The sequence below is a fragment of the Gemmatimonadota bacterium genome (genome assembly GCA_016704275.1).
Classification (GTDB): Bacteria; Gemmatimonadota; Gemmatimonadetes; order Gemmatimonadales; family GWC2-71-9; genus Palsa-1233.
In genome coordinates, this window is the sequence record JADJAK010000008.1 from 53,240 (window position 1) to 78,386 (window position 25,147).

General features: G+C 69.2%; 20 protein-coding genes. 9 read left to right on the forward strand and 11 right to left on the reverse strand.

Translation table 11 applies throughout. The features are described from left to right. Positions 1-265: 265 nt before the first annotated feature. The 4 genes from IPG05_14745 to IPG05_14760 are packed head-to-tail and all read left to right on the forward strand — an operon-like array spanning position 266 to position 9,064. The gene (locus IPG05_14745) at positions 266-2,893 is read left to right on the forward strand and encodes a protein kinase (GenBank protein MBK6496331.1); all 2,628 of its coding nucleotides are present in this window, start codon (positions 266-268) and stop codon (positions 2,891-2,893) included. Next, the gene (locus tag IPG05_14750) at positions 2,890-3,759 is read left to right on the forward strand and encodes a serine/threonine-protein phosphatase (protein ID MBK6496332.1); all 870 of its coding nucleotides are present in this window, start codon (positions 2,890-2,892) and stop codon (positions 3,757-3,759) included. Before IPG05_14745 ends, IPG05_14750 begins: the two co-directional genes overlap by 4 nt. Continuing rightward, positions 3,759-6,365: a protein kinase gene (locus IPG05_14755; protein ID MBK6496333.1), complete on the forward strand. Its 2,607-nt coding sequence runs from the start codon at positions 3,759-3,761 to the stop codon at positions 6,363-6,365. The genes IPG05_14750 and IPG05_14755 overlap by 1 nt, the downstream gene beginning before the upstream one ends. Beyond that, positions 6,362-9,064 carry a serine/threonine protein kinase gene (locus tag IPG05_14760; protein ID MBK6496334.1) on the forward strand — a complete coding sequence of 901 codons (2,703 nt, stop codon included), beginning with the start codon at positions 6,362-6,364 and terminating at the stop codon, positions 9,062-9,064. Before IPG05_14755 ends, IPG05_14760 begins: the two co-directional genes overlap by 4 nt. Positions 9,065-9,122: 58 nt before the next feature. Here the strand turns inward: IPG05_14760 and IPG05_14765 are convergent, their stop codons facing one another. Genes IPG05_14765 through IPG05_14785 form a run of 5 tightly spaced genes read right to left on the reverse strand, consistent with a single transcriptional unit; the run spans position 9,123 to position 13,739 of the window. Next, positions 9,123-10,223: a spermidine/putrescine ABC transporter substrate-binding protein gene (locus tag IPG05_14765; GenBank protein ID MBK6496335.1), complete on the reverse strand. Its 1,101-nt coding sequence runs from the start codon at positions 10,221-10,223 to the stop codon at positions 9,123-9,125. A 3-nt stretch (positions 10,224-10,226) separates the two neighbouring features. Then, complete coding sequence (locus IPG05_14770; GenBank protein MBK6496336.1) at positions 10,227-11,000, reverse strand: ABC transporter permease; 774 nt, start codon at positions 10,998-11,000, stop codon at positions 10,227-10,229. Next, the gene (locus tag IPG05_14775; GenBank protein MBK6496337.1) at positions 10,997-11,866 is read right to left on the reverse strand and encodes an ABC transporter permease; all 870 of its coding nucleotides are present in this window, start codon (positions 11,864-11,866) and stop codon (positions 10,997-10,999) included. Before IPG05_14775 ends, IPG05_14770 begins: the two co-directional genes overlap by 4 nt. A 2-nt stretch (positions 11,867-11,868) precedes the next feature. Continuing rightward, a complete protein-coding gene (locus IPG05_14780) occupies positions 11,869-12,891 on the reverse strand; it encodes an ABC transporter ATP-binding protein (protein MBK6496338.1) in 1,023 nt (340 codons plus the stop codon). Continuing rightward, positions 12,888-13,739: a hypothetical protein gene (locus tag IPG05_14785; GenBank protein MBK6496339.1), complete on the reverse strand. Its 852-nt coding sequence runs from the start codon at positions 13,737-13,739 to the stop codon at positions 12,888-12,890. The genes IPG05_14780 and IPG05_14785 overlap by 4 nt, the downstream gene beginning before the upstream one ends. Before the next feature lie 164 nt (positions 13,740-13,903). Between IPG05_14785 and IPG05_14790 the strand changes: the two genes are divergently transcribed. From IPG05_14790 to IPG05_14810, 5 genes are all read left to right on the forward strand, one after another. Next, entirely contained in the window at positions 13,904-14,305 is a 402-nt protein-coding gene (locus IPG05_14790; GenBank protein MBK6496340.1) for a DUF3224 domain-containing protein, read from the forward strand. A gap of 7 nt (positions 14,306-14,312) precedes the next feature. Next, complete coding sequence (locus IPG05_14795; protein MBK6496341.1) at positions 14,313-14,798, forward strand: OsmC family protein; 486 nt, start codon at positions 14,313-14,315, stop codon at positions 14,796-14,798. Next, positions 14,795-15,016: a hypothetical protein gene (locus tag IPG05_14800; protein MBK6496342.1), complete on the forward strand. Its 222-nt coding sequence runs from the start codon at positions 14,795-14,797 to the stop codon at positions 15,014-15,016. Before IPG05_14795 ends, IPG05_14800 begins: the two co-directional genes overlap by 4 nt. A gap of 34 nt (positions 15,017-15,050) precedes the next feature. Beyond that, entirely contained in the window at positions 15,051-16,355 is a 1,305-nt protein-coding gene (locus IPG05_14805; GenBank protein ID MBK6496343.1) for a sensor histidine kinase, read from the forward strand. A 79-nt stretch (positions 16,356-16,434) separates the two neighbouring features. Beyond that, positions 16,435-17,079: a response regulator transcription factor gene (locus IPG05_14810; protein MBK6496344.1), complete on the forward strand. Its 645-nt coding sequence runs from the start codon at positions 16,435-16,437 to the stop codon at positions 17,077-17,079. Between the two features lie 56 nt (positions 17,080-17,135). Here IPG05_14810 and IPG05_14815 read toward each other — a convergent pair whose 3' ends face one another. From IPG05_14815 to IPG05_14840, 6 genes are all read right to left on the reverse strand, one after another. Next, complete coding sequence (locus tag IPG05_14815) at positions 17,136-17,672, reverse strand: hypothetical protein (protein ID MBK6496345.1); 537 nt, start codon at positions 17,670-17,672, stop codon at positions 17,136-17,138. A 140-nt stretch (positions 17,673-17,812) separates the two neighbouring features. Continuing rightward, a complete protein-coding gene (locus tag IPG05_14820) occupies positions 17,813-18,502 on the reverse strand; it encodes an SGNH/GDSL hydrolase family protein (GenBank protein MBK6496346.1) in 690 nt (229 codons plus the stop codon). Positions 18,503-18,600: 98 nt separating this feature from the next. After that, on the reverse strand, positions 18,601-20,277 hold the full coding sequence (locus IPG05_14825) for an amidohydrolase (protein MBK6496347.1): 1,677 nt from the start codon (positions 20,275-20,277) through the stop codon (positions 18,601-18,603). A gap of 109 nt (positions 20,278-20,386) precedes the next feature. Next, on the reverse strand, positions 20,387-20,983 hold the full coding sequence (locus IPG05_14830) for a plasmid pRiA4b ORF-3 family protein (GenBank protein MBK6496348.1): 597 nt from the start codon (positions 20,981-20,983) through the stop codon (positions 20,387-20,389). A gap of 86 nt (positions 20,984-21,069) precedes the next feature. Next, the gene (locus IPG05_14835) at positions 21,070-22,413 is read right to left on the reverse strand and encodes an alpha-L-fucosidase (GenBank protein ID MBK6496349.1); all 1,344 of its coding nucleotides are present in this window, start codon (positions 22,411-22,413) and stop codon (positions 21,070-21,072) included. Beyond that, on the reverse strand, positions 22,410-25,142 hold the full coding sequence (locus tag IPG05_14840) for an alkaline phosphatase family protein (GenBank protein MBK6496350.1): 2,733 nt from the start codon (positions 25,140-25,142) through the stop codon (positions 22,410-22,412). The genes IPG05_14835 and IPG05_14840 overlap by 4 nt, the downstream gene beginning before the upstream one ends. Positions 25,143-25,147 lie beyond the last annotated feature (5 nt).

Genomic DNA, 25,147 nt, shown 5'->3' on the forward strand with positions numbered 1-25,147 from the left:
CCCCGGTCGCTTGCGCCACGCGCCCCGCGGGGGCCCGCGGCTCAAGGCGCGGCTCGGTTGGTGTCGCTAAAGCGACACGCCCCCCGCAAGGTGGGGATCCGTCGCTTTAGCGACATCCGCCGAGCCGTCGCTTTAGCGACGAGCTCGTGAGCGACGAGCTCGACGGCGGGTCCTGGCGCCCCATCCCGTTCCGCCATCCCCGTTCCGGCAGTAGATTTCCCGGGTTCCCGACACAACTGAATCCCTCCGGACCCGAGCGAGGCGCGTGAGCGCACCAGCCCGTCTGATCGCCGCATTGGCGGATCGCTACCGGATCGAGCGCGAGCTCGGTCGCGGCGGCATGGCCACCGTCTACGTCGCCGAAGACCTCAAGCACCGGCGCCAGGTCGCCATCAAGGTGATGCGCCCGGAACTCTCGGCGTCCATGGGCGCCGACCGCTTCCTGCGCGAAGTCGAGATCGCCGCCAAGCTGTCGCATCCGAACATCCTCCCGGTGTACGACTCGGGCGAGGCCGACGGCTTCCTCTACTATGTCATGCCGCTGGTCGAGGGCGAGTCGCTCCCCGAGCGGATGGCGCGCGACAAGCAGATGCCGGCACTCGAGGCGCTGCGGCTCGCGCGCGAGGTCGCCGAGGCGTTGGCCTACGCGCATGCGCGGGGGATTGTCCACCGCGACATCAAGCCGGCCAACATCCTGCTCAGTGCAGGTCACGCCCTGGTCGCCGACTTCGGCATCGCGCGCGCGATGGAAAGCAGCGGCGAAGCGCTGACGCAGACCGGCCTCGCGATTGGGACGCCGGTCTACATGAGTCCCGAGCAGGCCACTGGCGCGACCGATATTGACGGACGCACCGACATCTACGCCCTCGGCTGCGTGCTCTACGAGATGCTCGCCGGTGAGCCGCCGTTCACGGGACCCACCGTGCAAGCCATCCTGGCGCGCTCGCTCACCGAGAATCCGCGTCCACTCGACCAGACCCGCACCACGCTCCCCGCCGCCGTGAACACCACGGTGATGAAGGCGCTCGCCAAGACCGCCGCCGACCGCTACTCGACCGGCGCCGAGTTCGTGACGGCGTTGAATGCCGCGGAAGATCAGGTCCGCACGCCGTCGGGCGAAGTCGTCGCGGCCGCGCCGGCACGCGGTGTCCGGCCGTGGCAGCTCGCCATCGCCGCGCTGGTCCTGCTCGCCGCGGGCGTGGCCGGCTCCAAGCTGCTCGGCGGCAAGGGTGGTGCGGCGGCAAGCACGGAGGAGAAGACCCTCGCGGTGCTGCCGTTCGAGAATCAGGGCACCGCAGACGATGCCTACTTCGCTGACGGCCTGGTGGATGAGCTGCGCGACAAACTCTCGCACGTCCCCAAGCTGACGGTGACGGCGTCTGCGAGCGCCGACCAGTACCGCGCCTCGCCCAAGACCGACGTGGTGATCGCCAAGGAACTCCGCGTCGATCAGGTGCTGCGCGGCAAGGTGCGCTACGCCAGCGGCGCCGATGGCACGCGGCAGGTGCGCGTCGCCACCGAGTTGGTTGATGGTGCCACCGGCAAGGTCACCTGGCGCGACACCTTCGATGCCCCGATGGCCGACGCCTTCACCATCCAGGGGCAGATTGCGACCCGCGTGACCGGGGCCCTCGGCACCGTGCTCGGCCAGGCCGCCACCGACGCGCTCGCGAGCACGCTGACGAAGAACCCCGAGGCGTACGATCTCTACCTGAAGGCGCAGGGTGTGCGAATCATCGGGACCGGCGGGGCACGGGCGCGCGCCACCCTGCTGGAACAGGCCGTCGCCCTCGACTCCACGTTCACGCGGGCGTGGGCGGGATTGGCGTGGAATCTCTCGGTGCTCTACTCCGACGGCACGCGGGAGGCCGTGGTTGGCCGGCGTGCCAAGGAGGCGCTCGATCGGCTGGTGCGCCTGGCCCCGGACTCGGTCGGCGCGCACCTGATCGCCGCCAATTACTACCAGAACGTGGCCCGTGACCTGCCACGCGCGCGCCAGGAGACCGAGCGAGCGCTGGCGCTCGACCCGAAGAGCATCTGGGCGCTGAATACCGCTGCCGGATTCGACCTCGACGATGGCAACTATCAGGCGATGTTCGAGAAGCTCTCGAAGGCGCGGCAGATCGACCCCCGCTCGATCGGCGTGCTGAACCGACTGGTACAGGCGCAGATCTATCTGGGGCGGACGGAGGAGGCGCTGGTCACCAGCGCCGAACTGCTCGCCCTTGAGCCGAAGGGATACGATGTCATTCAGTGGGCAGCCTTCGCCCACCTGAGCGCCGGTGACCTCGCCGGCGCCCAGAAGGTGGTGGCCGACGTGCTCAAGCGCGTCCCGGCCGTCGAGCTGATCACCTACTTCGCCGGCTATCAGGAGCTTGCGTACGTCCTTGGCGACAAGGAGCGCGAACTCCTCTTCCGGATGACGCCCGCCGCCTACGACAACGACATCGCGTGGTGGGGGCAGTCGCTCGCCACCGCCGCCTATCAGCAGGGCGACCTCAAGCGCGCCAAGGCCTACGCCGACTCCTCGCTCGCCACCGCCAAGCAGCAGAGCGACGCTTCGCCGAAGGACCCGCAGCTGCGTTCCCTCTATGCAGTGAGTCTGGCATACGTCGGGCGTGGGGCCGAGGCCAACAAGGAGATGACCCAGGCCGTCGCCGACGCCCCGAAGGGGAGCGGCCTCAACGAGTCGTATGTCCGCTTGCAGGCCATCCGCATGCACCTCGCCCTCGGCGAACAGGACGCGGCCCTGGACGGCATCGAGGACATCCTCACGCGGCAATCGTTCGTGACCCGCGGCTACCTGAAGTCCGACCCGATGTTCGCGCCGCTCAAGAACAACGAGCGCTTCAAGCGGATCGTCTCTGGCGGCATGGACCGGCCACGCGGATGATCACCGCCTTCAGCACCACGACCGAGTCGGAGCGTCCGCGCGACGACGAGCTCGACCTCTTCGGGCTCACGCACGCCGGAAAGGTCCGGCGTGACAACCAGGATCAGTTCCTCCTCGCCACCATCCATCCGCAGGTGGTGCTGCACGCCACCTCGCTCGCCGGCGCCCAGCAGCTGCCGCTTCGCGGTGAGCGCGTGGCCACGCTGATGATGGTGGCCGACGGTGTCGGTGGCGTGGCTGGCGGTGCAGAAGCCAGCCAACTCGCCGTCGAGGCGATCATGGGGTACGTGTCGTCGTCGCTGCGCTGCTATCACCTGGCTGGTGGCGCGCAGGACGGCGAGTTCGAGGCGGCGCTCCGCTCGGCGGCGTTCCAGGCCCATGCCGCGGTGCGCGCCGAGGCGGCGGCCCATGGGGACGGGTCGAAGATGGCGACGACGCTCACCCTGGCCATCATCATCTGGCCGTGGGTCTACGTGGTGCAGGTCGGCGACTCGCGCTGTTATCGCTACCTCTCCGGCGAGATCGCGCAGATCACCAAGGACCAGACGATGGCGCAGGCGCTCGTTGACCAGGGCGTGCTGAGCCGCGAGAAGGTGACCCGTTCGCCGCTCAACAACGTCCTGGTCAGCGCCATCGGTGGCGACCAGGCCGAGCCGGACGTGTCGCGCTTCGACATCCGCGACCGCCGCTCCGTCATCCTCCTCTGCAGCGACGGCCTCACCAAGCATGTCACCGATGCGGAGTTGGCCGAGCACCTCGACCGGATGACCTCGTCGGAGCAGCTCTGTCGTGAGCTGCTCGAGCTCGCGCTCAGCCGCGGCGGCAGCGACAACATCACCATCCTCGCCGGACGCGCCCCCGCCTGATGAGCACGCTCGATCGCCTCACCACCGCCCTCGCCGAGCGCTACCAGATCGTCCGGGAGCTCGGCGCCGGCGGCATGGCCACCGTTTACCTTGCGCGTGACCTCAAGCACGACCGCGACGTCGCCATCAAGGTGCTGCGTCCGGAGCTCGCCGCGGTCATCGGGGCCGAGCGCTTCCTCAAGGAAGTGAAGACCACCGCCAGCCTGCAGCACCCGCACATCCTTGGCCTGATCGATTCTGGCGAGAACGATGGCTTCCTCTGGTACGCCATGCCGTTCGTGGACGGCGAGTCGCTGCGCGACCGGCTCGGCCGCGAGAAGCAGCTCCCCATTGCCGACGCGGTGCGGCTGGCCTCCGACGTGGCGGCCGCGCTCGACTACGCCCACCGCCGTGGCGTGATCCATCGCGACATCAAGCCCGAGAACATCCTGCTGCATGACGGCAGCGCGCTGGTGGCCGACTTCGGCATTGCCCTCGCGGCAAGCAGCGCCGGCACCCGGATGACCGAGACCGGGATGTCGCTCGGGACGCCGCACTACATGAGCCCCGAGCAGGCGATGGGCGAACGCGCCCTCGACGCGCGGACCGACATCTACGCGCTGGGCTGCGTGCTCTACGAGATGCTCGCCGGCGAGCCGCCATTCACCGGCCCGACCGCGCAGGCGATCGTCGCCAAGGTCATGACGGCCACGCCGGAGCCGGTCACCACCTACCGGGCGACGATCCCCGCCCCGGTGGCGCATGCAGTGCACGTCGCGATCCAGAAGCTGCCGGCTGACCGCTTCGGCACGGCCGCGGAGCTTGCGGCCGCCCTCCATGCCACCAGTGGCACCTTCGAGGCGGGCGCCCCGGTGCGCCGGAGACAGGCGTGGCGGCTGGCACTCGCTGGCGGATTGCTGCTCGGTGCGATGGCCGGTGGCAGTCTCGTGGCGATGCGCTCCGGTCGCGCCGTGGAACGGTTCGCCACCCCGGGATTGGCCACGCCGGTGACGTGGGAGCAGGGCCTCGAGATCACGCCGGCGCTGTCGCCCGATGGCAAGCAGGTGGCCTATGCGTCCGGGAATGGCACCGTCAGTCGCATCTTCGTGCGCCCGGTCGGCGACGGTCGCCCCACCCCGTTGACGACCGACAGCACGGCGGTCGAGCTCTCGCCGCAGTGGTCGCGCGACGGCACCCGCATCCTCTTCATCAAGGACGGCCTCGTCTTCTCCGCGCCGGTGGGCGGCGGAGCGGCGCGTCAGGATGTCCCGTCCCGGGATGGGCAGGTCACCGCGCTGGCCTGGTCACCGGACAACCAGCAGATCGCCTACGTCATCGGGGACACCCTGTTCATCCATCGCGCCGACGGGACCAGCCGTCCGCTGGCGGCGGCCGAGCAACTGACCCTGTGCAACTGGGGCCCGCACGACGTGATTGCCTGCTCTGCCGGGAACTCGCTCTACCTTGCGCCGGGCATCGGCTTCGGCAACATCGCGCCGAGCTGGATCACCCTGATCCGGGTCGCCGATGGCACGCTGCAGACGATCACGGACAGCAGCTCCAACAACCAGTCGCCGCAGTGGTCACACGACGGAACGCACCTGCTCTACAGCTCAAACCGGCTCGGCCCGGCCGACATTTATGCGCTGCGGGTCACGGGCGACGGGACGCCGCGCGGCGAGCCCGAGCGGCTGACCGTCGGCCTGAACGTCTCCACCTTCAGCCTGTCGGGCGATGATCGTCGCCTCAGCTATGCGGTGATGTCCATCAGCGCCAACATCTGGTCGCAACCGTGGCAGGAGGGTCGACCCCTCGCCGGGGCGCGGCCCACGCCGGTCACCTTCGGCCAGCAGGTGATCGAGGCGTTCGCGCTCTCTTCCGACGGGCGGTGGATCTTCCACGACAACGACCTGGCCGGCAACTCGGACATCTACCGGATGTCGCTCGCCACCGGCATCGCGGAGCGCCTCACGACGGACCGCACCCCGGAGTTCGCGCCCGAGCCCTCGCCCGACGGCCGCACGGTTTCGTTCCACTCCTTCCGCGGCGATTCGCGCGACGTGTATGTGCTGCCGCTCGACGGGGGGGCGCTCGAGAGGGTCACCGACACCCCGGCACAGGAGGCGCAGGCCACCTGGTCGCCGGATGGATCGGCGCTGGCCTACTTCAACATCACCGGCGAGCCGAGCATCAAGATCGCGACCCGAGGTGCGGATCGTCGCTGGGTGAGTCGCGCGCTGGTGCCGGGATACTGGCCGCGCTTCTCGCCCGATGGCCGACGGGTCGTCTTCACGACCTCCCTGCTCGGCGGCGAGCTCCGGGTGATACCCTCCGACAGCGGCCCCTCGCGCCTCCTGTACCCGCTCGAGGTTCCCGGGGCGCCGGTCGCCGAGAACTCGACGTGGTCGGCGGACGGCGCCGCCATCTACTTCAAGAGCCACACGGCCGACGGGGCGGCCTCGATATGGTCGGTCCCCGCGAGCGGCGGCATCCCGACGCGCGTGCTGCAACTCGGCGATGGCCGGCTGCAGTCCGACCGCTACGGATTCCGGATCGCGAACGGGCTGGTGTACTACACGCTCACCGATCGGCAGAGCAACGTCTGGCTGATGGAACTGGTGCGATGAGCGTTGACCGTCTTGCATCAGCCCTCGCCGACCGCTACCAGATCGTCCGGGAGCTCGGCGCCGGCGGCATGGCCACCGTCTACCTCGCCCGTGACCTCAAGCACGACCGCGACGTCGCCATCAAGGTGCTGCGGCCCGAACTCGCCGCCGTGATCGGCGCCGAGCGCTTCCTCACCGAGATCAAGACCACCGCGAACCTGCAGCATCCGCACATCCTGCCACTATTCGATTCAGGGGAAGCGCTGGCGCCGTCGATCATCGATGATCGATCATCGATCATCGATCGGCACTCGCCGAGTTACCTGTTCTATGTGATGCCCTTCATCGAGGGCGAGACCCTGCGCGACCGGCTCGATCGCGAGAAGCAGCTGCCGATCGGCGAGGCGGTGCGGATCGCGAGCGAGGTCGCCGCGGCACTCGACTATGCCCACCGGCGCGGCGTGATCCATCGCGACATCAAGCCCGAGAACATCCTGCTGCACGACGGCGCGGCGCTTGTCGCCGACTTCGGCATCGCCCTCGCCGCGAGCAAGGCCGGTGGTTCCCGGATGACCGAGACCGGGATGTCGCTCGGCACGCCGCACTACATGAGCCCCGAGCAGGCGATGGGCGAGCGCGAGATCACCGCGCGCTCCGACGTCTATGCCCTCGGCTGCGTCACCTACGAGATGCTGATCGGCGACCCGCCCTTCACCGGCAGCACCGCCCAGGCGATCGTCGCCAAGGTGGTGACCGAGAAGCCGGCAGCGCTGACGCGCGTGCGCAGCACGATTCCCGAGGCGGTCGAGGATGCCGTCCTCACCGCGCTCGAGAAGCTCCCGGCCGACCGCTTCGCCACCGCCGCGGAATTCTCGGCCGCACTGGCTGGCGGCGTGACCGCTCGCGCGACGACACGCTCGGCGGCGCGACCGGTGGGGCCGACGCCCGGGCAGCGGCGGGGCTATGTCGTCGCGGGCATCACCCTCGCCGCCTGCTGCCTCGCGGGCGGCTGGCTCCTGGGCCGTCGCGGCGGCACCACCTCGAGCGCCGGCCCCTCGGTCTACGACGCGGCACTCCCCGACACGGCACTGATCTCCTTCGCGGCCAGCTCCCGGACCATCTCCTACGGCACGGCAATCAGGAGCCTCTCGGTCGCGAAGTCAGGCGAGTTCGTCGTCTACGCCGCCTCGCGCGGTGAATCGAGTGAACTCTGGTACCGTTCGCTCCGGACGGCCGAGGTGCATCCGATCGCGGGGACGGAGGGCGGCACCGCGCCACGGCTTTCGCTCGATGGGACGCAGGTCGCCTTCCTCATCGGCGACCAGATCATGATCATCCCGGTCGCGGGTGGGCAGGCGCGGCGACTCCTCGACGGGCGCAGCGTCTCCTGGCTGATGTGGACCGACACCGGCCAGCTGCTGGCCGCGGACCAGGACGGCAACCGGCTGAGCGAACTCGATCCGGCCGGCGGGGAGCCGAAGTCCCGGGCGATCACCCGCTGCGCCTTCGGCAGTTCGTGGATCGCCGCAAGCAAAGAGCTGCTCTGTTCGGCCAATCGGACCGCGCTCCTGGTCAACCCCGATTCGGCCAAGTCGAGCATTCTCCGCCTCGCCGGAACAGCGAACCTCCCCGGCAAGCTGGTCACCGGGTCGTCGTTCCGCCTGGTCGACGAGAAGTACCTCGTCTATCTCGCCATCGACGGATCGCTGGTGGCCACGCGCTTCGATCCCGTCACTCGGACGGCTGGCACGCCCGTGGCGCTGCTCTCGGGCGTCCGCCGCGAGTCGATCGGCGAGGGGCAGTTCGACCTGACCACCGACGGCTCCCTGATCTATGCGCCCGGGGTCGACGCGACGCAGGGCCGGATCGTGAAGCTGGTGGCGGGCAAGGAGCCCGAAGCACTGCCGACCGAGAGCGCCGACTTCCAGCGCTACGACCTGAGCCGCGATGGTCGGTGGCTGGCGGCGGCCGTGCAGGGCACCGTGGACAATGAGCTGCGGCTCTACGACCTGCGCGGTGGGCAGCATTTCACCTGGCTGCACAGCGAGTATCTCCGCCACCCGCTCTGGGATCCGACCGGCGAACAGTTGCTCACGATTGCCCGCGAGGGCGATCGATGGATGCTGCTGCGGGGCAAGCCGAATTCCGGCTCGGCACCCGACACCATCGCGAGCACACTGACCGAGGCCGCGCTCCCCGACGCCGTGGACTACCACGACGAGCACCTCGCCGTCGGCCAGAACTGGGGCGGCAGCATGGTCTTCCGCTTCGATCCCTCCCTGGCGAAGCCGACCTTCGACACCGTCCTCGCCGGCGGCCGCTTCGCGTCGCTCTCGCCGAGCGCGAGCCTGCTGCTCTACCAGACGCTCGAGGGGAATCGGATCATCATCACGTCGTTCCCGACACCGGGCCGTCGGTGGCAGATTGCCTCGGACGGCAACGAGCCGCTCTGGCTCTCGCCGACCGAAGTGGTCTATCGGGTCGGCGTCTCGTGGTTCATGGTGAAGGTGAATGCCGCGACGGGCGAACCGGCGGGCCCGCCGACGCCATGGGCGCGCGACCCCCGCTTCTCCGACACGTCGGGGTGGTCCAACCGCCCCTCGCACGACGGCGGCATCATCTACGTCCAGGGGCCAGCGCAGATCACCGGCACACACCTCCGGGTGATCCCGGGCTGGGTCGCCTCCATGAAGGCGGCGGTCGACAAGGCCGGCAACTAGGCGCCGTGACGTCCGCGGCCTGACGGCCGCGGCTGTCATACCGTTCACCCTTCACCGTTCACCCGGCTTTCACTTCAGTCCACATCCTGTCCCACAAGTCGGTCGCCGCCCCCAGGTCGCGCTGGAACTCCAGCCTGGCCTGCATCGCCGCGTCCGGTGGCGGCACCGGATCGGTCAGCAGCGGAAGCGCCGCCCCGTTCGGTGACGCCCCGCCCCCCTCGTTGCTGATCGCCGCGCCGACGTCCGCCCGCAGCACGTAGTTCAGGAAGGCATGCGCGGCGCGCCGGTTCGGTGCATCGCGCGGGATCGCGAAGTAGTCGGCGTAGAGCGTCGAGCCTTCCTTCGGCACGGTGAACGCCACCCGTGGCTCCTCGCCGCGCGCCATCCGGGCGTCGCTCAGGTACATCTGGGCCGCCGCGATGTCGCCGCTGATCAGCTGCCCCTTCACTGCCGCCGAGATGTACGCACGCAGGTTCGGCTTGATCGCCAGCGCGTCCCGCCGCGCCGCCTCGAGCAGCGCGGGCTCGGTGGCGTTGAGCGACTGGCCGCGCCATCGCAGCATCGCACCGAGCACCTCGCGGCCGTCATCCATCATCGTCAGACGCCCGCGCAGCGCGGCATCGCCAAACGCTGCCCAGCTCTCTGGCGGCGTCGCGACCAGGTCGGTCCGGTAGGCGACTCCGGTCATCCCCCACTGGTAGGGCATCGCATAGCGGCCCCCCGCGTCGACCCCCTGGTCGGCAAACAGCGGCAGCAGGTTGCCCCAGTTGGTGAGCACCCCGTGGTCGAGCGGCTGCAGCATCCCCCCCTCGGCCAGCAACGGCACGATGTAGCCGGTCGGGCAGATGATGTCGTAGCCCCCGCCCCCCGCCACCAGCTTGGCGAGCAGCTCCTCGTTGCTCTCGTAGGTGTCATACGACACGCGCACGCCGAACTCGCGCTCGAAGTCCGCCACCGTCGTGCGGCCGATGTAGTCGGACCAGTTGAAGATCCGCAGCTCGCGCTCCAGCGGCCCCGCCGCCGAGACGGCGGCCTCGTCGGTCGGCGGCGGCGTCCGCTTGGTGATGCAGCCCAGCAGCAGCGACGCGGTCGACGCCGAGAGCCCCAGCCGCGCGCAGCGCAGCAGGAATTCGCGACGCGCGACGCTGTTACGGGTCACGGGTCACGGGTCACTTTTCACCAGCCCCACCTTGGCTGCAATCACGAGCATCACCGTCGTCCCCAGCACCAGCAGCGTCGAGATCGCATTCACGCTCGGCTCCACCGTGCGCCGCACCATCGAGTACACCATCAGCGGCAGCGTCGTCGTCCCGGGGCCGGCGGTGAAGAAGGTGATCACGAAGTCGTCGAACGAGAGCGTGAACGCCAGCAGCGCCGCACCGATCACGCCGGGCATCAGCAGCGGCAGCGTCACCCGGCGGAAGGCGGTCCATTCGTCGGCGCCAAGCGTGAGTGCGGCCTCCTCGAGCGCGGTGTCCATCCCGCGGAGCCGTGCCAGCACCACCAGCGTGGTGAACGGCAGCGAGAAGGTCGTGTGCGCGATGATCACGGTGAGCAGCCCGAGCGGGAGGCCGAGGCCGGTCACCAGGATCAGCAGCGAGATCCCGGCGACGATCTCCGGCGTGACGATCGGCACCGCGAGGAGCGCCTCGAGGAGCGCCCGACCGCGGAACCTGCCACGCGCCAAGGCCAGCGCGGCGCCGGTGCCGAGTGCCGTCGCGAGCAGCGTCGAGATCGTGCCGACCACCAGCGACGTCCAGAGTGCGCGGAGCAGGTCGGGCCGTTCGAGCAGCCGCGTATACCATCCGATCGTGAAGCCATCCCAGCGCGCCCCGGTGCGCGACGCGTTGAAGCTCCATGCGATCAGCAGCAGCAGCGGAAGGTGCATCGCGAAGAGCCCGAGGCCCGCCACCGCCCCGACGAGGCGCCGGCTCATGCCAGCGACTCGTCGCGCGCCCAGCGGAGTCGCACCAGCATCCCCACGAGCACCACTGCCATCAGCAGGAACGCCAGCGCGGAGCCGAAGGGCCAATTGCGCCCCGAGGTGAACTGGTTCTGGATCAGGTTGCCGATCAGCACCACCTTCGCGCCACCCAGCAGATCCGACGTCAGGAACGAGCCGAGCGTCGGAATGAAGACCAACAACGCCCCGGCGATCACCCCCGGCAGCGTGAGCGGCCAGGTGACGCGCACGAACCGCCGCCATTCGGTCGCGCCGAGTGCCTCGGCGGCCTCGAGCAGCACGGGGTCGAGCTTCTCGAGCGAGGCATAGATCGGCAAGACCGCGAACGGGATGCTGCACGTCACCAGTCCGAAGAGCACCGCACCCGTGGTGTAGAGCAGCTGGACCGGCTCGGCGGTGACCCCGAGCGCCATCAGCAACTGGTTGAGCGGGCCGGTATCACGAAGCAGGAAGACGGTCGCGTACGTGCGCACGAGAAACGAAGTCCAGAATGGCAACACGACGAGCAACAGCAGCAGCGACCGCCACCGCGTGGCGCGGGCGATCACCAGCGCGATCGGATACGCGAGCAACAGCGTCAACAGCGTGGTCACCGCGGCGATCAGCAGCGAGTTGGAGAGGATGGTGAGGTAGAGCGGATCGAGCAGACGCACCACGGAGACGGTGGTCCACCCTGGATAGACGCCGCCCAGCAGGTGACGCGGCCGGAGCGCGTACGTCGCCATGATCGCGATCGGAACGCCGAACCAGAGCAGCATCCACGATGCCGCAGGGAGCAGCGCCGCCGTCGCCTCGAGTGCCGGGACGCGTCGCAGCGCGGCGAGTAGCCGGCGGCGCATGCTCACCCTTCAAGCACCTGAGCGTCAGCCGGATGCCACGCCACCTCGACCGCCTCGCCGGCGGCCCACGGCAGCGGCTTGGTCAGCAAGCCCTCATTCCGCAGCGCGACGCGCACGACCTGGCCGTCGCCGAGCACCACCACCACGTGGAGCGTCTCGCCGAGGAAGATCGTCTCGCGCACCACCCCGGCGCGGGATGATTCGCTGGCGGGACTCATCCCGGGGCGGTGCAGGTCGAGCCACTCGGGGCGCAGGGCGGCCCGCACGGGCGTTCCGTCTGCAGCGACGAGGTCGAAGAAATTCGCCTCGCCAATGAACTCGGCAACGAACGCCGTGCGCGGTGCCTCGTAGATCTCGGCCGGCGTACCCACCTGTTCGACCCGGCCGGCATGCATCACCGCGATCCGATCGGACATCACCAGCGCTTCTTCCTGATCGTGCGTCACCAGGATGAAGGTGATGCCGAGTCGACGGTTGAGCGCCTTGAGCTCGAGCTGCATCTCCTTGCGGAGCTGGAGGTCGAGGGCGGCGAGCGGTTCATCCAGGAGGAGGATCGGCGGCTCGAGCACCAGGGCGCGCGCCAGGGCGACGCGCTGGCGTTGGCCACCGGAGAGCTCGGCCGGCCGGCGATGCGCAAACTCGCTCGGGTCGAGCCGCACCAGCTCGAGGGCGCGCGCGACGCGCCCCGCAATCTCTCCACGCGGGACGCGCCGCTCTTCCAGCCCGAAGGCCACGTTCCCGGACACGGTCAGGTGCGGGAAGATCGCGTAGCTCTGGAACACCATCCCGATCGGCCGTTCATACGGCCGACGCAAGGTGACATCCTCGCCGAGCATCTGCACGCGCCCGGCGTCGGGCTGTTCGAAGCCGGCGATCAACCGGAGCGTCGTGGTCTTGCCGCAGCCGGATGGGCCGAGGAGCGAGAAGAACTCTCCCGGCGCCACGGCAAGCGAGACGCCGTCGACCGCCACGGTGCTGCCGAAGCGACGGGAGACGGCGTCGAGGGAGAGGACCGGCGGGGTCAGGGCTTGCCCAGGGCCTTCTTCGTGAACGTGCGCGAATAGACCGCCGGCGGATTGCTGCCGGTCGCCATGTCGTACGCCTTCTGATAGAAGCCGCGCGCCACATCGGCGTGGCCCATCTTGTCGTGGGTCATCCCGAGCAGCACCAGCTGGAACGGGTCGTTCGGCATCGCGGCCACGGTCTTGGTGAACTCGGCCTGCGCGGTCGCCAGGTCGCCGGTGAAGAGCGCCACGTAGCCGACCAGGTACGGGAAATACTGTTCCTGCGCCTTGGCCATCGCCGGGTCCGCATCGAGTGCCTTCCGCGCCTCGCCGACCCAACGCTTTGCCTCGGCCGCGTTGCCGCGCCGAGCGGCGACGCGGGCCAACGCATGCGCCTCGCGGAACGCCCAGAGCGACGCCGGATGCGTCCGGGGCGCCGGCTCGGCGTTGCCGAGGGCGGTGCCGCGCTTGTACATCTTCTCGGCCTCGTCGAGGAAGCCGTGATCGATGCACACGCGGGCGGCCTCGTTGGCCATCTCCCCTTCCTGATAGTGGGCATTCTGCGGCTCGGCGGCCCGACGCGTCTGCCAATAGGCGATCACCTGCTCCTCGAGCTCGATCACCTTGGCGCAGTTGGCGTCATAGCCGTACGACATCGCCAGGCGGCGGGTCGCGGCGGCCTTGGCGGCCGCGTCCGGCGCAGTGGCAATCAGCGCCTGATAGATCGCCCGCGCCTCGGCGTGCTTGCCGGCGGCATCGATCTGACCGGCGGTGCGGATCGAATCGGCCCGATTGGCCTGAGCGGCGAGCGGTGGGGCCACGAGTAGGGAGGCGACGGCAAGCGCCACAAGCGAGGGGCGGACGAACATCGGCTGACTCCGGGGAGGGGATTCGCCAAATCTAACGTCGGACGCACGGACCATCACCCCCCACTATCATCCGCTACGACTTACGACTTTTACGACCTACGACCGCGGCCTGACCCTTCGCTCTGCTCAGGGCAGGCGGCCGCGGCTGAAAAACCGGACCCCCCATGCCCCGTCTCCACGCTGCCGGCCCATTCGACGTCAAACTCCTCCCCCAGCAGGACGACCCTGCCACCGCGGGCCCCTTCGGCCGGATGCTGCTCGACAAGCGCTTCCATGGCGATCTCGAGGGGACCAGCAACGGCCAGATGCTGGCCGGGCGCACCGCCGTGGCCGGCTCGGCGGCGTACGTGGCCATGGAGTCGGTCACCGGCTCGCTGCACGGGCGGCGCGGCAACTTCATGTTGTGCCATGTGGGCATCATGAACCGCGGCGTCGCGTCGCTGAACGTCTCCGTCGTCCCCGATTCCGGTACCGATGAGCTGGTCGGCCTGACCGGCACGCTGCAGATCATCATCGAGGACGGCAAGCACTCGTATCACTTCGACTACACCCTCGACCAGGAGTAGCCGCACGATGGGTCGGTACACCAGCACCGCGACATGGGAGCGTGGCGACGCCACGTTCACCGATCAGCGCTACTCCCGGCGCCACACCCTGCACTTCGATGGCGGCGTGTCGGTGCCCGGGTCATCCTCGCCGCAGGTCGTGCCGACGCCGATGTCCGATCCGTCGGCGGTCGACCCGGAGGAGCTCTTCGTCGCGTCGCTCTCGGCCTGCCACCTCCTCTGGTTCCTCAGCATTGCCGCGGCGCGGGGATTTCGAGTCGAGCGCTATCGCGATGAGGCCGAGGGAATGCTGGCAAAGGACGGCGCCGGACGATTGGTGATGACGGTCGTGACGCTGCGGCCCGCAGTCGAGTGGAGCGGCGAACTGCAGCCGACGGCCGCTGAGGTCGATACGATGCACCATGAGGCTCACCGCCTCTGCTTTATTGCCAACTCGGTCACCACCGAGGTGCGCTGCGCACCCGCCCCATTCCTGCCCCGGAGCGATGCATGAAGCCGCTGATGCTCGTCCTGCTCCTGGCCGGCTGCGCCAGCAAGCCCGCCGCGCCAGACGCCGACTCGCTGACGCGCCACCAGAAGGACAGCATCATCGGACAGTCGCGACTCCCCGGCGCGGGCGGCGTGAACGGCGCCATGCGTCTCCAGGATTCCGCGGCCGCGCGCCGCGCCCGCGAACAGGCCGTCTCGGCCGCAGCGGCCGACTCGCTCTAGCCCGCCACACCCTACCCCGGCTTACCTTCCCGGCATGGAATCCGCCATGCCACTCGCTGCCGGCTCGGAACTCGCCGATGCCGTCTTCCAGGCGCTCATCACCGCGGGCCTCGCGATCTTCGCGCTGGTCCTCTGGTGGCGGGTGCGGGCCCGCTGGTTCGTCTGGTGGGCGGCCGCGTGGGCGCTGTACCTGCTGCGCCTCATCGCCATCATCTTCTTCCTCGCCACCGGCGACCTCACCTGGCTCTTCTGGCACCAGGTCGTCACGGGGTGGGTCGCCCTCGCCATCCTCTGGGCCGCGCTGGTCTTCTCCCGCGACCTGCCGTGGCGCAACGGGTACGCATCGCTCGCCCTGATCCCCGTCGGCTGGGCGTGGGTTGCGGTCAATGGCCTCGATCGGTTCCTGCTCGTGGCCCTCCCGATGGTCCTGCTCATTTCCGGCGTCACGATCTGGACCGGATGGGTCTTCTGGCAGCACGCCCGCCGCAACAACTCCAGCGGCGCCCGCTTCGTGGCGGTCACCTTCTGGCTCTGGGGCCTCCACCACCTCGACTATCCGTTCCTCCGCGCCAAGGGCGCGTGGCAGCCCTGGGGCTACTACCTCGACATCCTCTTCGAGTTGGCGGTCGGCATCGGCTTCGGCCTGATGGTCCTCTCCGAACTCGCCACGCGGCTCGCCGTCCGCACCGATGAGCTCGCGCGCCTGCAGGGCCGGGTCGTCGGCCAATACGAGGGCGAGCGCCGCCGACTCTCGCGCGAACTGCACGACGAAACCGCGCAGACCCTCTCGGCAGTGAAGCTCGAGGTCGGGATGCTCCGCGAGGGTGCCGACCCCATCACGAGTGCCCGACTCGACCATGTCCTCGGGCTGGTCGATGGCGGCATCCGCGGGATCCGGCGGGTCATCAACGACCTGCGCCCCGCCCTGCTCGACGACCTCGGCCTCGTCCCCGCGATCCGCTCGCTCGCGAATGACGTGGCCGAACGCAGCCGCCTGCAGATTTCCACCAAGCTCGACGACGCGCTGGCCCGGATCGGCCCCGAGGCCGAGCTGGCGCTCTTCCGCGCCGCACAGGAAGCGCTCGCGAACGTGGTGCGTCATGCCGAGGCGACCCACGTCACCCTCACGCTGACCGGTATTGGCCGCAACCTCCGCCTGACCGTGGCAGACGACGGCCGCGGCTTCGCGGTTGGCAGCGACATCGCCGCCTTCGAGCGCGACGGCCACCTCGGCCTCGCCGGGATGCGCGAGCGGATCACCGCCCTCGGCGGCACCGTGCAGGTGAGTGGCGCCAGCGGGGTGACGGTGGTGGTGGAAGTGCCCGTGGTGAGCACCTAGCCGGACCTGCGCCTTGTGTATCGATGATCGATGATCGATCATCGATGATCGGTATTTTCTCCTCCCCCGGAGTCCCCGCATGCCCGAGATCCGAGTCGCCGTCGTCGACGACCACGCCGTGGTCCGCGAGGGCATCCGCCGTGTGCTCGAGGGCGAGCCGGGTGTGGTGATCGTCGGCGAGGGCGCCAATGGCGACGAGGCCCTGCGCCTGGTGGCGAAGGAGAAGCCCGATGTCCTGGTGATGGATGTGGCGATGCCGGAAAAGGGCGGCCTGCAGGTGGCCGCCGAGCTGCATCGCCAGGGGAGTCGCACGAAGGTGCTGATGCTCTCGATGTACGACCAGCCCGAGTACGTGCTCGAGAGCGTGAAGTCGGGGGCCCGCGGCTATCTGCTGAAGGATTCGCCGCCGGCCGAACTGCGCCGCGCGGTCCGGGCGGTGTTCAACGGCGAACAGTTCTTCCCGCCCGCCGTCGCGGCCCGCCTGACCGATGCCCTGCGCGCCCCGGCGCCGCAGCCCGCGGCCACCGATGTCCTCACGCCGCGCGAGAAGGAAGTGTTGATCGGCGTGGCCGGCGGCGAGACCAACAAGGAGATCGCCGCGCGGCTCGGCATCTCCCACCGGACCGTCGAGACGCACCGGGAGTCGCTGATGGCCAAGCTCGACGTCCGCACCGTGGCCGGCCTCACCAAGCTCGCCATGGAAGAGGGCCTCATCGCGGGCTGATCCCAACCGCTCGCACTGCGCTCCGATTGGGTATGGGCGACGCATGCGTCGCCCCCTCAGCCCCCCCGGACCACCGCTTCCAGCGCAGCGCGCAGCGTCCGACGGCGCTGGGTCAGCCACCAGAAGAAGAAGAAGGTCAGGCCGACCCAGAAGATCGCGCGGAGATTGAACGCGAATACCCCCATCGCGTTGAAGACGCCGATGAAGACGAAGACGATGATCATCATGTTGTAGAGCGGCGGGCCGGCGGTGTCGTTGATCGCCTTGGCGATGTGCCCGACCTGGTTGGTGTCGTGATTCCACACCGTCGCATAGCTTCCGGTCGCGTTGCTCCCCACGAGCCCCCATCCCACCGTCACGATGTTGCCCACCCGCACCGCGACTCCCGCCGACGCCACCTCGACGGAGCGCTCCTCCCCATCGGACGCCCGCAGGAAGACCTGGTTGTAGTGCTCGGTCTGGGCGCTGACCTGCCCATTCTGGTGGCTGGTCACCGTGGTGTGGGAGGAGCGCTGGCTATCCAGCACCTCACCCGTGAAGCGATAGAGGCTGATCTGGCGGGAACCGATCCTGAGGCTGCTGACAGCGGACATGGTGGCGCGCTCCGGGGCGTGGGCAGATGACTTCCTGCCCGGCATTGCGCGAGAATGCGCCTCAGCCCGTCATTCACACCGCGCCCTCCATTCGTACGGGCGACGCCTGCGTCGCCCCGTTGTCCGCGCCACACCGGCCCCTACCGCCGCAACGCCCTCGCGATCGCCGCCTCCGCCAACGTCGCCATCATCCCGTAGCCCTTGGCCGTCGGATGCACGCCGTCCGCCGCGAGATCGGCATTGAGTCCAAGCTTCTCGTTGACCATCGCCGAGTGGTAGTCGAGGTAGGTCTCGTGGCGAGCGGCGGCGTACTCGCGCATCCAGGCGTTGAGCGCGACGATCTTCGGCCCCGGCTCAAGCCCCGGCTTCCAGGGATAGTCGGAGACCGGGAGAACGGAGGAGAGGACGACCCGGATCCCGTTCGCCTGGGCCATCTCCACCATCCCCATCAGGTTGTCGGCGATCATCGCCTGCGTCGACGGCCCGGTGTTGCCGGCGATGTCGTTGGTGCCCGCGAGGATCACCACCACCGCCGGCTTGAGCGCCACCACATCCTGCCGAAACCGGATCAGCATCTGCGGCGTGGTCTGCCCGCTGATGCCGCGGCCGACGTACGGCTTCCCCGGGAACTGCGCCGCGAAGTACGGCGCCCATCCCTCGGTGATCGAGTTGCCGAAGAAGACCACCCGCTGCTCACCGGGCTTCGGAAGGCCGAGCTCCGCATTGGCCGCGCGATAGCGATTCAGCCCCGCCCAATCCTGTGCCTCCAACGGGGCATCGCTCATTACCACTCCCAGCGCTGCGAGCGCCAGCATCAGCCGTTTCGCCATGGATTCCCCTTCGGTACGGGCGACGCATGCGTCGCCCATCGGTCCGCCACGCTCGCATCTCAATTCGGCGCGGGCGACGCATGCGTCGCCCCTACGGATCATCGCTTCGCGAAGACGATCTTCCCGCCAACGACGGTCAGTACATTCGTCGCCTGCAGGATCTCGGGCTCGGGAATCGTCATGATGTCCTTGTCGAACACCGTGAAGTCGCCGCGCATCCCGACGGCGATCGTCCCGGACCGATCTTCCTGAAACGCCGCAAACGCCGGGAACCAGGTGAACATCCTGAGCGCCTCATGACGGCTGACCTTCTCCTCCGGATGCCAGCCCGGGCCGTCCTTGCCGTCGAGCGACTTCCGCGCCACGGCGGCGTAGAACTCGATCAATGGCTCGCCGCGCTCGACCGGCGCGTCGGTGCCGCCGGCGACGGGGACGCCCATCTTCAGGAACGACTCCCAGGCATACGCCCCCGACGTGCGCGCCACCCCGATCCGGCTCGGCACGAAGAAGAGGTCGCCGATCGCGTGCGACGGCTGCATCGAGGCGATCAACCCGAGCGACTTGAAGCGCGGCAGGTCGGACGGTGCCACGATCTGCGCGTGCTCCACCCGCCACCGCGGCTCGGCGATCTTCCGCTCGGCCACCGGCACGCTGTTGAACGCCGCCTCGAACAGGTCGAGCGAGAGCCGGTTGCCACGGTCGCCGATGGCGTGGATCTCCACCTGCACGCCGGCCTTGAGGGCGCGCTGCAGCATGTCGCGCACGGCGACGGTGTCGGTGGTGATCAGTCCGGTCGTGGACGGGTCGTCGGTGTACGGGGCGAGCAACGCCGCACCGCGTGAGCCGAGGGCGCCGTCCATCACCAACTTGATGTCGCGCAGCGTGAAGTGGTCGTCGAATTCGGAGGGAAGCGGCCCGAGCTTGATGAGCGAATCGGCGGCCACACCCGGGCCGCTGATGGTCTTGTAGAGCCGGATCTTGATCCGCCCCTCACCGAACAGCTTCCGCATCCGCGCCACTTCCGGCCACGAGCCGTGCGCGTCGTGCAGGGCGGTCCAGCCGAGCATCACGGACCGCTCGCTTGCGAGCTCGAGCGCGCGCTCGAGCTCCTCCTCGGTCGGATCGGGCACCAGGTCGCGGAGCAGCCCCTGCGCCGCATCGATCAGCATCCCGGTCGGCTCGCCATCGGGGTCGAGGTTGATCGCGCCACCGGCCGGGGCGACCGACGCGCCCGTGATCCCCGCCAGCTTGAGCGCCGCGCTGTTGGCGACCGAGGCGTGGCCGTCGGCGCGCGTCAGTACCACCGGATTGTTCGGCGCGAGCTTGTCGAGGTCGTGCCGCGTCGGGAAGACCGGCGGCGTCCAGAAGGTCTCGATCCAGCCGCGACCGGTGACCCACTCTCCCGGCTTGGCCTTGGCCACCGCCGCCTCGACCTTGGCGAGGAAGGCGTCCTTGGTCGAGGTCCCTTCGAGGTTCAGCCGTTGCTCGCGCTGGCCGATCCCGGTGAAGTGCGCATGCGCGTCGACGAAGCCAGGATAGACGAATCGCCCGGCGAGGTCGATCGTCTCGGTCCCCTCGCGGATGTACTTCGCCACCCCGGCCTCGTCGCCGACATAGACGATCTTGCCGCCCTGCACCGCCACCGCCGTCGCGGTCGGCGCCAGCGAATCGCCGGTGTAGACGGTGGCATTGCGAAGCACGAGGTCGGTGGAGGGGACCGCCGGCTTCTTGGAGCAGGCGGCGAGGAGGAGGCAGAGCGGGAGGAGACGACGCATGGGAAACCGGTGAATGGTGAGGAAGGTGGGAGGATGATCGATGATCGATGATCGATACTCAGCGACCGGCTCACGTTTGTCGTCCATCGATCATCGATCATCCTGCAGTTTAGGCCGCCGGCCGATGCCGCTTCAACTTCGCCAGCGCCGCATTGATGGCGACGACATCGACGTACGCGGGATCGAAGTCATCCGGCAGCCAGTCGCGGGCGTGTGGGTCATGCGGGTCGTGCAGCGCGTCGAGCAGCCGCCGATACTCGGGGGCCCCGCTGCAATGCTCCGGCGGGGCGGCACGCCCCGCGCCGAGGCAGGTTGGCAACCGCTGGCCCACAAGGCGCGGCGTCACCTGTTCCAGCGACACCACGTGCCGCCATCCTTCGCCGTGGTGCTCCACCGCGTGTTCGACGCGGGCGCCGGGGAGGAGGCCGAGCTGCTCGAGGGCGATCGCATCGGCGGCATGGCCGCGCCGGGGACCATCCTCGGGGTCGAGGTACTCGACGCCGTCCACCAGGAAGCGATAGCCGAACGACATCTCGTCGTCGCGGTCGAACGCGCACTGGACGATCCCGTGCAGCTCCTGGAGCGACGCACGACCCGACACCGCCACGCGGCGCCAGACCGTAGGGAGGATCCCTTCCAATTCGATGCGGAGCTGGTAGACGTCGCCATCGCCGAAGCGAACGCGCGGTCGGGCGGAGAATCCCATCGTCACCTCAGGCACGGGGTGGTGCGGGAACCGCGCAAGCAGTCACATCGGCAAGCTACTCGAAAAGCCCGACGGGTTGAAGGGCCTCAGCCGCGCGGCGCGATCACCTGCCAGTCATCGGCGAAGTGCAGCACCACGCATGGCAGCAACCCCGCCGGCGCCGTGGCGGGAACCACGAGCGCGAGCCCACCCGCCTGCTCGACCACCCGCACGGCGGCGCCGGGAGCGCCCAGCAACTCCACCCGCCTCGGCATCGTGCGCAGGCCGGGGAGCGGCATCGGCCCGGTCGGCCAGCTCGTCAGGAAGAGGTTGCAGCGGCGTGCCTGCGTCGTCGACCGGAAGCCGACCGGCGTGGCGAAGCGCGACGCCCAGCTGCCGTAGACCGCCGACGAGTTCACCGCCATCCACTCGCCGACCGCCTCGAGCCGCTCGATCGCCGGTGCCGGAAAGCGACCATCCGCCATCGGCCCGACATTGAGCAGGAGGTTGCCCCCCTTCGAGGCCGTCTCCACCAGCAACTCCACCAGCTTCTGCGGCGACTTCCAGTTCTGGTCCTTCGCCTTGAAGCCCCAGTTCTCGTTCATCGTCATGCACGATTCCCAGTCGCGCTCGGGCGTCCCCGTCGCCGGCACCTCGTTCTCGGGGGTTCCGAAGTCACCAAGCCGGCCACCCTTCGGCGTCCCGGTGCCGTTGATCCGATCGTTGATGACGATATGCGGTGCCCGCCGGCGAATCCGCTGCTCCAGCTCGAGCGCCAACTGGTGCGTCCAGGTCGCCTCCCACTGGCCATCGAACCAGAGCACATCGATGGCGCCATAGTTGGTGAGCAACTCGTCGACCTGCGCCTGCAAGTACGTGACGTAGCGGGCGAACTGTGCCTCCGACGCCGGTCGGCTCGCCGCTTCCCAGTCGCGCCGCGGCAGGTAGTCGGGGTGATGCCAGTCCATGATCGAGTGATACCACCCCACGCGGATGCCGCGCTTGCGCAGCGCGGGGGCGAGGTCGCGGCAGATGTCGCGCGTCGAGGGCGTCTGCATCACGTCGAAGTCGGTCGCCGTCGAATCGAAGAGGCAGAAGCCGTCGTGATGCTTGGTGGTGAGCACGGCGTAGCGCATCCCGGCGCGCTGCGCCATGTGCGCCCACTGGTCCGGATCGAAGCCGGTCGGATTCCAGCGCGCCCGCAGCTGATCGTACTCGTCGATCGGGATCTTCGCGTTGTGCCGGATCCACTCGGCCCACCGATCATCCTCCTTCCACTTCCCGGCGAGGATCGAGTAGAGCCCCCAATGCAGGAACATCCCGAAGCGCGCCTCGCGCCACCACGCCATCCGGTCGGCGCTCGGCGCCACGGTGAGTCGCGGCTGCAGCCCGCGCAACGCCGGGATGGCGGCGGCACTCGCCGCGAGGAAGTGCCGTCGATCGATGGTCATGGAGTCTTCCTCTGTGCAGCCTGCGCCGCGCGGAAGGCGGCGGTTTCCGGCTGATTGTTCCACGTGGGCCGACCCGCTGCGTTGGCAATGCGGCGCACGGTCTCGGCCAGGGCATCAACATCCTCGGCGCCGCCGCGGAGGTCCCAGTCACCGCCAACCTCGTCACTTGGTGAGTGGTACGTGCCGGCGAGGTAGCGATCGAACAGCGCCTTTCCCCACCCGGCCGGGCGACCGACGAAATCCATCCCCGTGGCGGTGAACATCGCGGGGATGCCGACACGCGCGAAGGCAAAGTGATCGGAGCGTCGATAGAAGCCCTGCTCCGGATACGGATCGGGCGTCACGCGTCGACCCTGTGCCGCCGCCACCGCCCCAAAGATGCTGTCGAGCGACGACAGCGCCCCGCCGAGCACAATGACGTCGCGGGTGCGACCCCAGGGATTGCCGGCATCGAGGTTGACCGCGGCCACGGTCTTGGCCAGTGGGAAGCGCGGTTGGCGCGTGTACCACGTGGCGCCGAGCAGGCCGGACTCCTCGGCGGTGGTCGCCACGAAGAGCACACTGCGCTTTGGTCGCGGGCCCGCCGCGAGCACCCGGGCCATTTCCAGCATGCTCGCCGTGCCCACAGCGTTGTCGAATGCGCCGTTGAAGATCTGGTCGCCGGTCAGCGTCGGATTGCGACCGAAGTGATCCCAGTGGGCCGTGACCACGACCACCTCATCGCGCAGTGTGGGGTCGCTGCCCGCGAGCAGGCCGAGGACATTGGGCGACACGACCGCCCGGCGACGCGGCAGATAGTCGACGAAGACCTTGCCCGGCAATGCGCGCGGCCGGAAGCTCGCCTGCGCGGCCTCGCTGCGGGCGGCGGCGAGCGCCGTGCCGTCGCCGAAGAAGCGTGTCGCCGCATCCGGATGCACGAGGATTTCGAGTGTCCCAGCCACACTGGTGTCGGCAGCGAGGCGAACGGTCTCGCGGCGGAAGGCGGGGCTGAGCTGGGCCCACTGGGCGGGATTCACGATCATCGCCACGGCCCACGCACCGCGCGCGGTCGCCGTGCGCTGCTGTTCCCCAGGCGCGAGCGACACCCCCGTCGCGGCCTGCGGCACACCCCCCAACAGCACCACCACCTTCCCGCGCACATCGATGCCCTTGTAGTCGTCCCAGCGTCCGTCGGCGGTGACGATGCCATGGCCCACGAACACCACGTCCCCCGTGTCGAGTCGACGCGGGCCATCCATGCCACGTGTCCAGAGCAGGAGGTCGCTCGCGCCGAAGGTCGAGCGCGTCGCGCTGTCCTGCCAGCGACGCACCGTCCCGCCTGGTGTGACGCCAAGGAGTGACACCGACTGGAACCACGTCGCATCCGCGCTGCCCGCCGAGAGTCCCGCCGACGCCATCGCACGCTGCACGTAGCGCGTGGCCAGGGTGTCGCCACGGGTGCCGGGCTGCCGGCCTTCGTACGCGTCGGAGGCCAATGTGATCAGGTGACCGCGAATCCGATCCGCCGAGGCCCCCTGCTCCGGTGCGCCGCGCAACAGCGTGCGCACACTGTCGAGCGAGCCGTCGTTCGGTGCCGGCGTGACCCCGAGGATGTGCGCCATCAGGCTGTAGAGATGGATGTTCTCGAACGGCGCGACCGTTACGCCCTGCCGAAACGCCGGCCCCGACGCCACGAAGAGTGCGCCCATCTCGCGCGCCGCGTTGTCGAAGCCGTGGCCACCGGCGTTCGGGCGCCGCGCCGCGAGCCGCGCCGTCGAGGCGATGGTCCAGCCCGGATCGGCCACCAGCACGAGCGGCGTGATCCGCGCGTGATTGTTGAAGTGGAGGCGCGCGGGCACCTCTCCCTTGCGATAGACCTTGAGCCGGGGATGTGCTCGGACGAGCGCGTCGTAGACGGCCGTCTCCTTGCCCGGCTTCGGGATGATCGTTCCCACCGGCGACCAGTCCACCACGTCGATGTCGGCGAGGGAGATGTAGTCGTCGAGCTTGATGACCCGCTCAGCAGAGGTCGCAATCATGCCGTGATCACTGACGACGATCACGTTCACCCGGTCGGTCAACTTGCCTGCGGCAAGCCCGGCCATCAGTCGACCGACCATCGAGTCGACGCGCGCGATCGCCGAATCGGTCTGGGGCGCGTCGGGGCCGAAGTCATGCCCCGCGTGGTCGACGTCGCTGTAGTAGAGCGTCACCACCGACGGGGCTTCACCCCGTGGCCGCGACAACCAGGTGAGCACGGAGTCGACGCGGGCGGCGTTCGGGAAGGTGTCGTTGAACGCCATGGAACGCCACGGCATCGCGCCCCCGATCGGCGCCTCCGAACCTGGCCAGAAGAAGGCCGCCGCATGCTTCCCCTGCCGTTGCGCCGTGCGCCAGATCGGTTCGCCGCCCCACCAGCGGGCGTCGCGGACCGCGGTCGTGTCGGAGATCCGGAACGCCCCCAGCGCGGCGTCGCGCATGGTGTTGGCGACGATCCCATGGTGCTCCGGATAGAGCCCGGTGACCATCGTGTAGTGATTGGGAAAGGTCAGCGACGGAAAGGCGGGAGTCATCCACTGCGCGCGAACGCCGCCGCGCGCCAGTGCCTGGAGATTCGGTGCCACCGCCCGATCGAGATAGTCCCAGCGGAAGCCGTCGAGCGAGATCAGCAGCACCGTGCCGCCCCCAGCCGCTGGCACCGGGGTGGGGTCGACGCGCGAACCGCCCGCACAGGCAGTCAGCAGGAGCACCAAAG

Excerpts from the sequence above, each read along its gene's own strand:
- IPG05_14805 (MBK6496343.1), top strand. The coding sequence starts at position 15,051 with ATGGAATCCGCCATGCCACTCGCTGCCGGCTCGGAACTCGCCGATGCC.
- IPG05_14815 (MBK6496345.1), bottom strand. The coding sequence starts at position 17,672 with ATGTCCGCTGTCAGCAGCCTCAGGATCGGTTCCCGCCAGATCAGCCTC.
- IPG05_14795 (MBK6496341.1), top strand. The coding sequence starts at position 14,313 with ATGGGTCGGTACACCAGCACCGCGACATGGGAGCGTGGCGACGCCACG.
- IPG05_14830 (MBK6496348.1), bottom strand. The coding sequence starts at position 20,983 with ATGGGATTCTCCGCCCGACCGCGCGTTCGCTTCGGCGATGGCGACGTC.
- IPG05_14810 (MBK6496344.1), top strand. The coding sequence starts at position 16,435 with ATGCCCGAGATCCGAGTCGCCGTCGTCGACGACCACGCCGTGGTCCGC.
- IPG05_14785 (MBK6496339.1), bottom strand. The coding sequence starts at position 13,739 with ATGTTCGTCCGCCCCTCGCTTGTGGCGCTTGCCGTCGCCTCCCTACTC.
- IPG05_14835 (MBK6496349.1), bottom strand. The coding sequence starts at position 22,413 with ATGACCATCGATCGACGGCACTTCCTCGCGGCGAGTGCCGCCGCCATC.
- IPG05_14755 (MBK6496333.1), top strand. The coding sequence starts at position 3,759 with ATGAGCACGCTCGATCGCCTCACCACCGCCCTCGCCGAGCGCTACCAG.
- IPG05_14770 (MBK6496336.1), bottom strand. The coding sequence starts at position 11,000 with ATGAGCCGGCGCCTCGTCGGGGCGGTGGCGGGCCTCGGGCTCTTCGCG.
- IPG05_14825 (MBK6496347.1), bottom strand. The coding sequence starts at position 20,277 with ATGCGTCGTCTCCTCCCGCTCTGCCTCCTCCTCGCCGCCTGCTCCAAG.
- IPG05_14790 (MBK6496340.1), top strand. The coding sequence starts at position 13,904 with ATGCCCCGTCTCCACGCTGCCGGCCCATTCGACGTCAAACTCCTCCCC.
- IPG05_14775 (MBK6496337.1), bottom strand. The coding sequence starts at position 11,866 with ATGCGCCGCCGGCTACTCGCCGCGCTGCGACGCGTCCCGGCACTCGAG.
- IPG05_14820 (MBK6496346.1), bottom strand. The coding sequence starts at position 18,502 with ATGGCGAAACGGCTGATGCTGGCGCTCGCAGCGCTGGGAGTGGTAATG.
- IPG05_14800 (MBK6496342.1), top strand. The coding sequence starts at position 14,795 with ATGAAGCCGCTGATGCTCGTCCTGCTCCTGGCCGGCTGCGCCAGCAAG.
- IPG05_14760 (MBK6496334.1), top strand. The coding sequence starts at position 6,362 with ATGAGCGTTGACCGTCTTGCATCAGCCCTCGCCGACCGCTACCAGATC.
- IPG05_14750 (MBK6496332.1), top strand. The coding sequence starts at position 2,890 with ATGATCACCGCCTTCAGCACCACGACCGAGTCGGAGCGTCCGCGCGAC.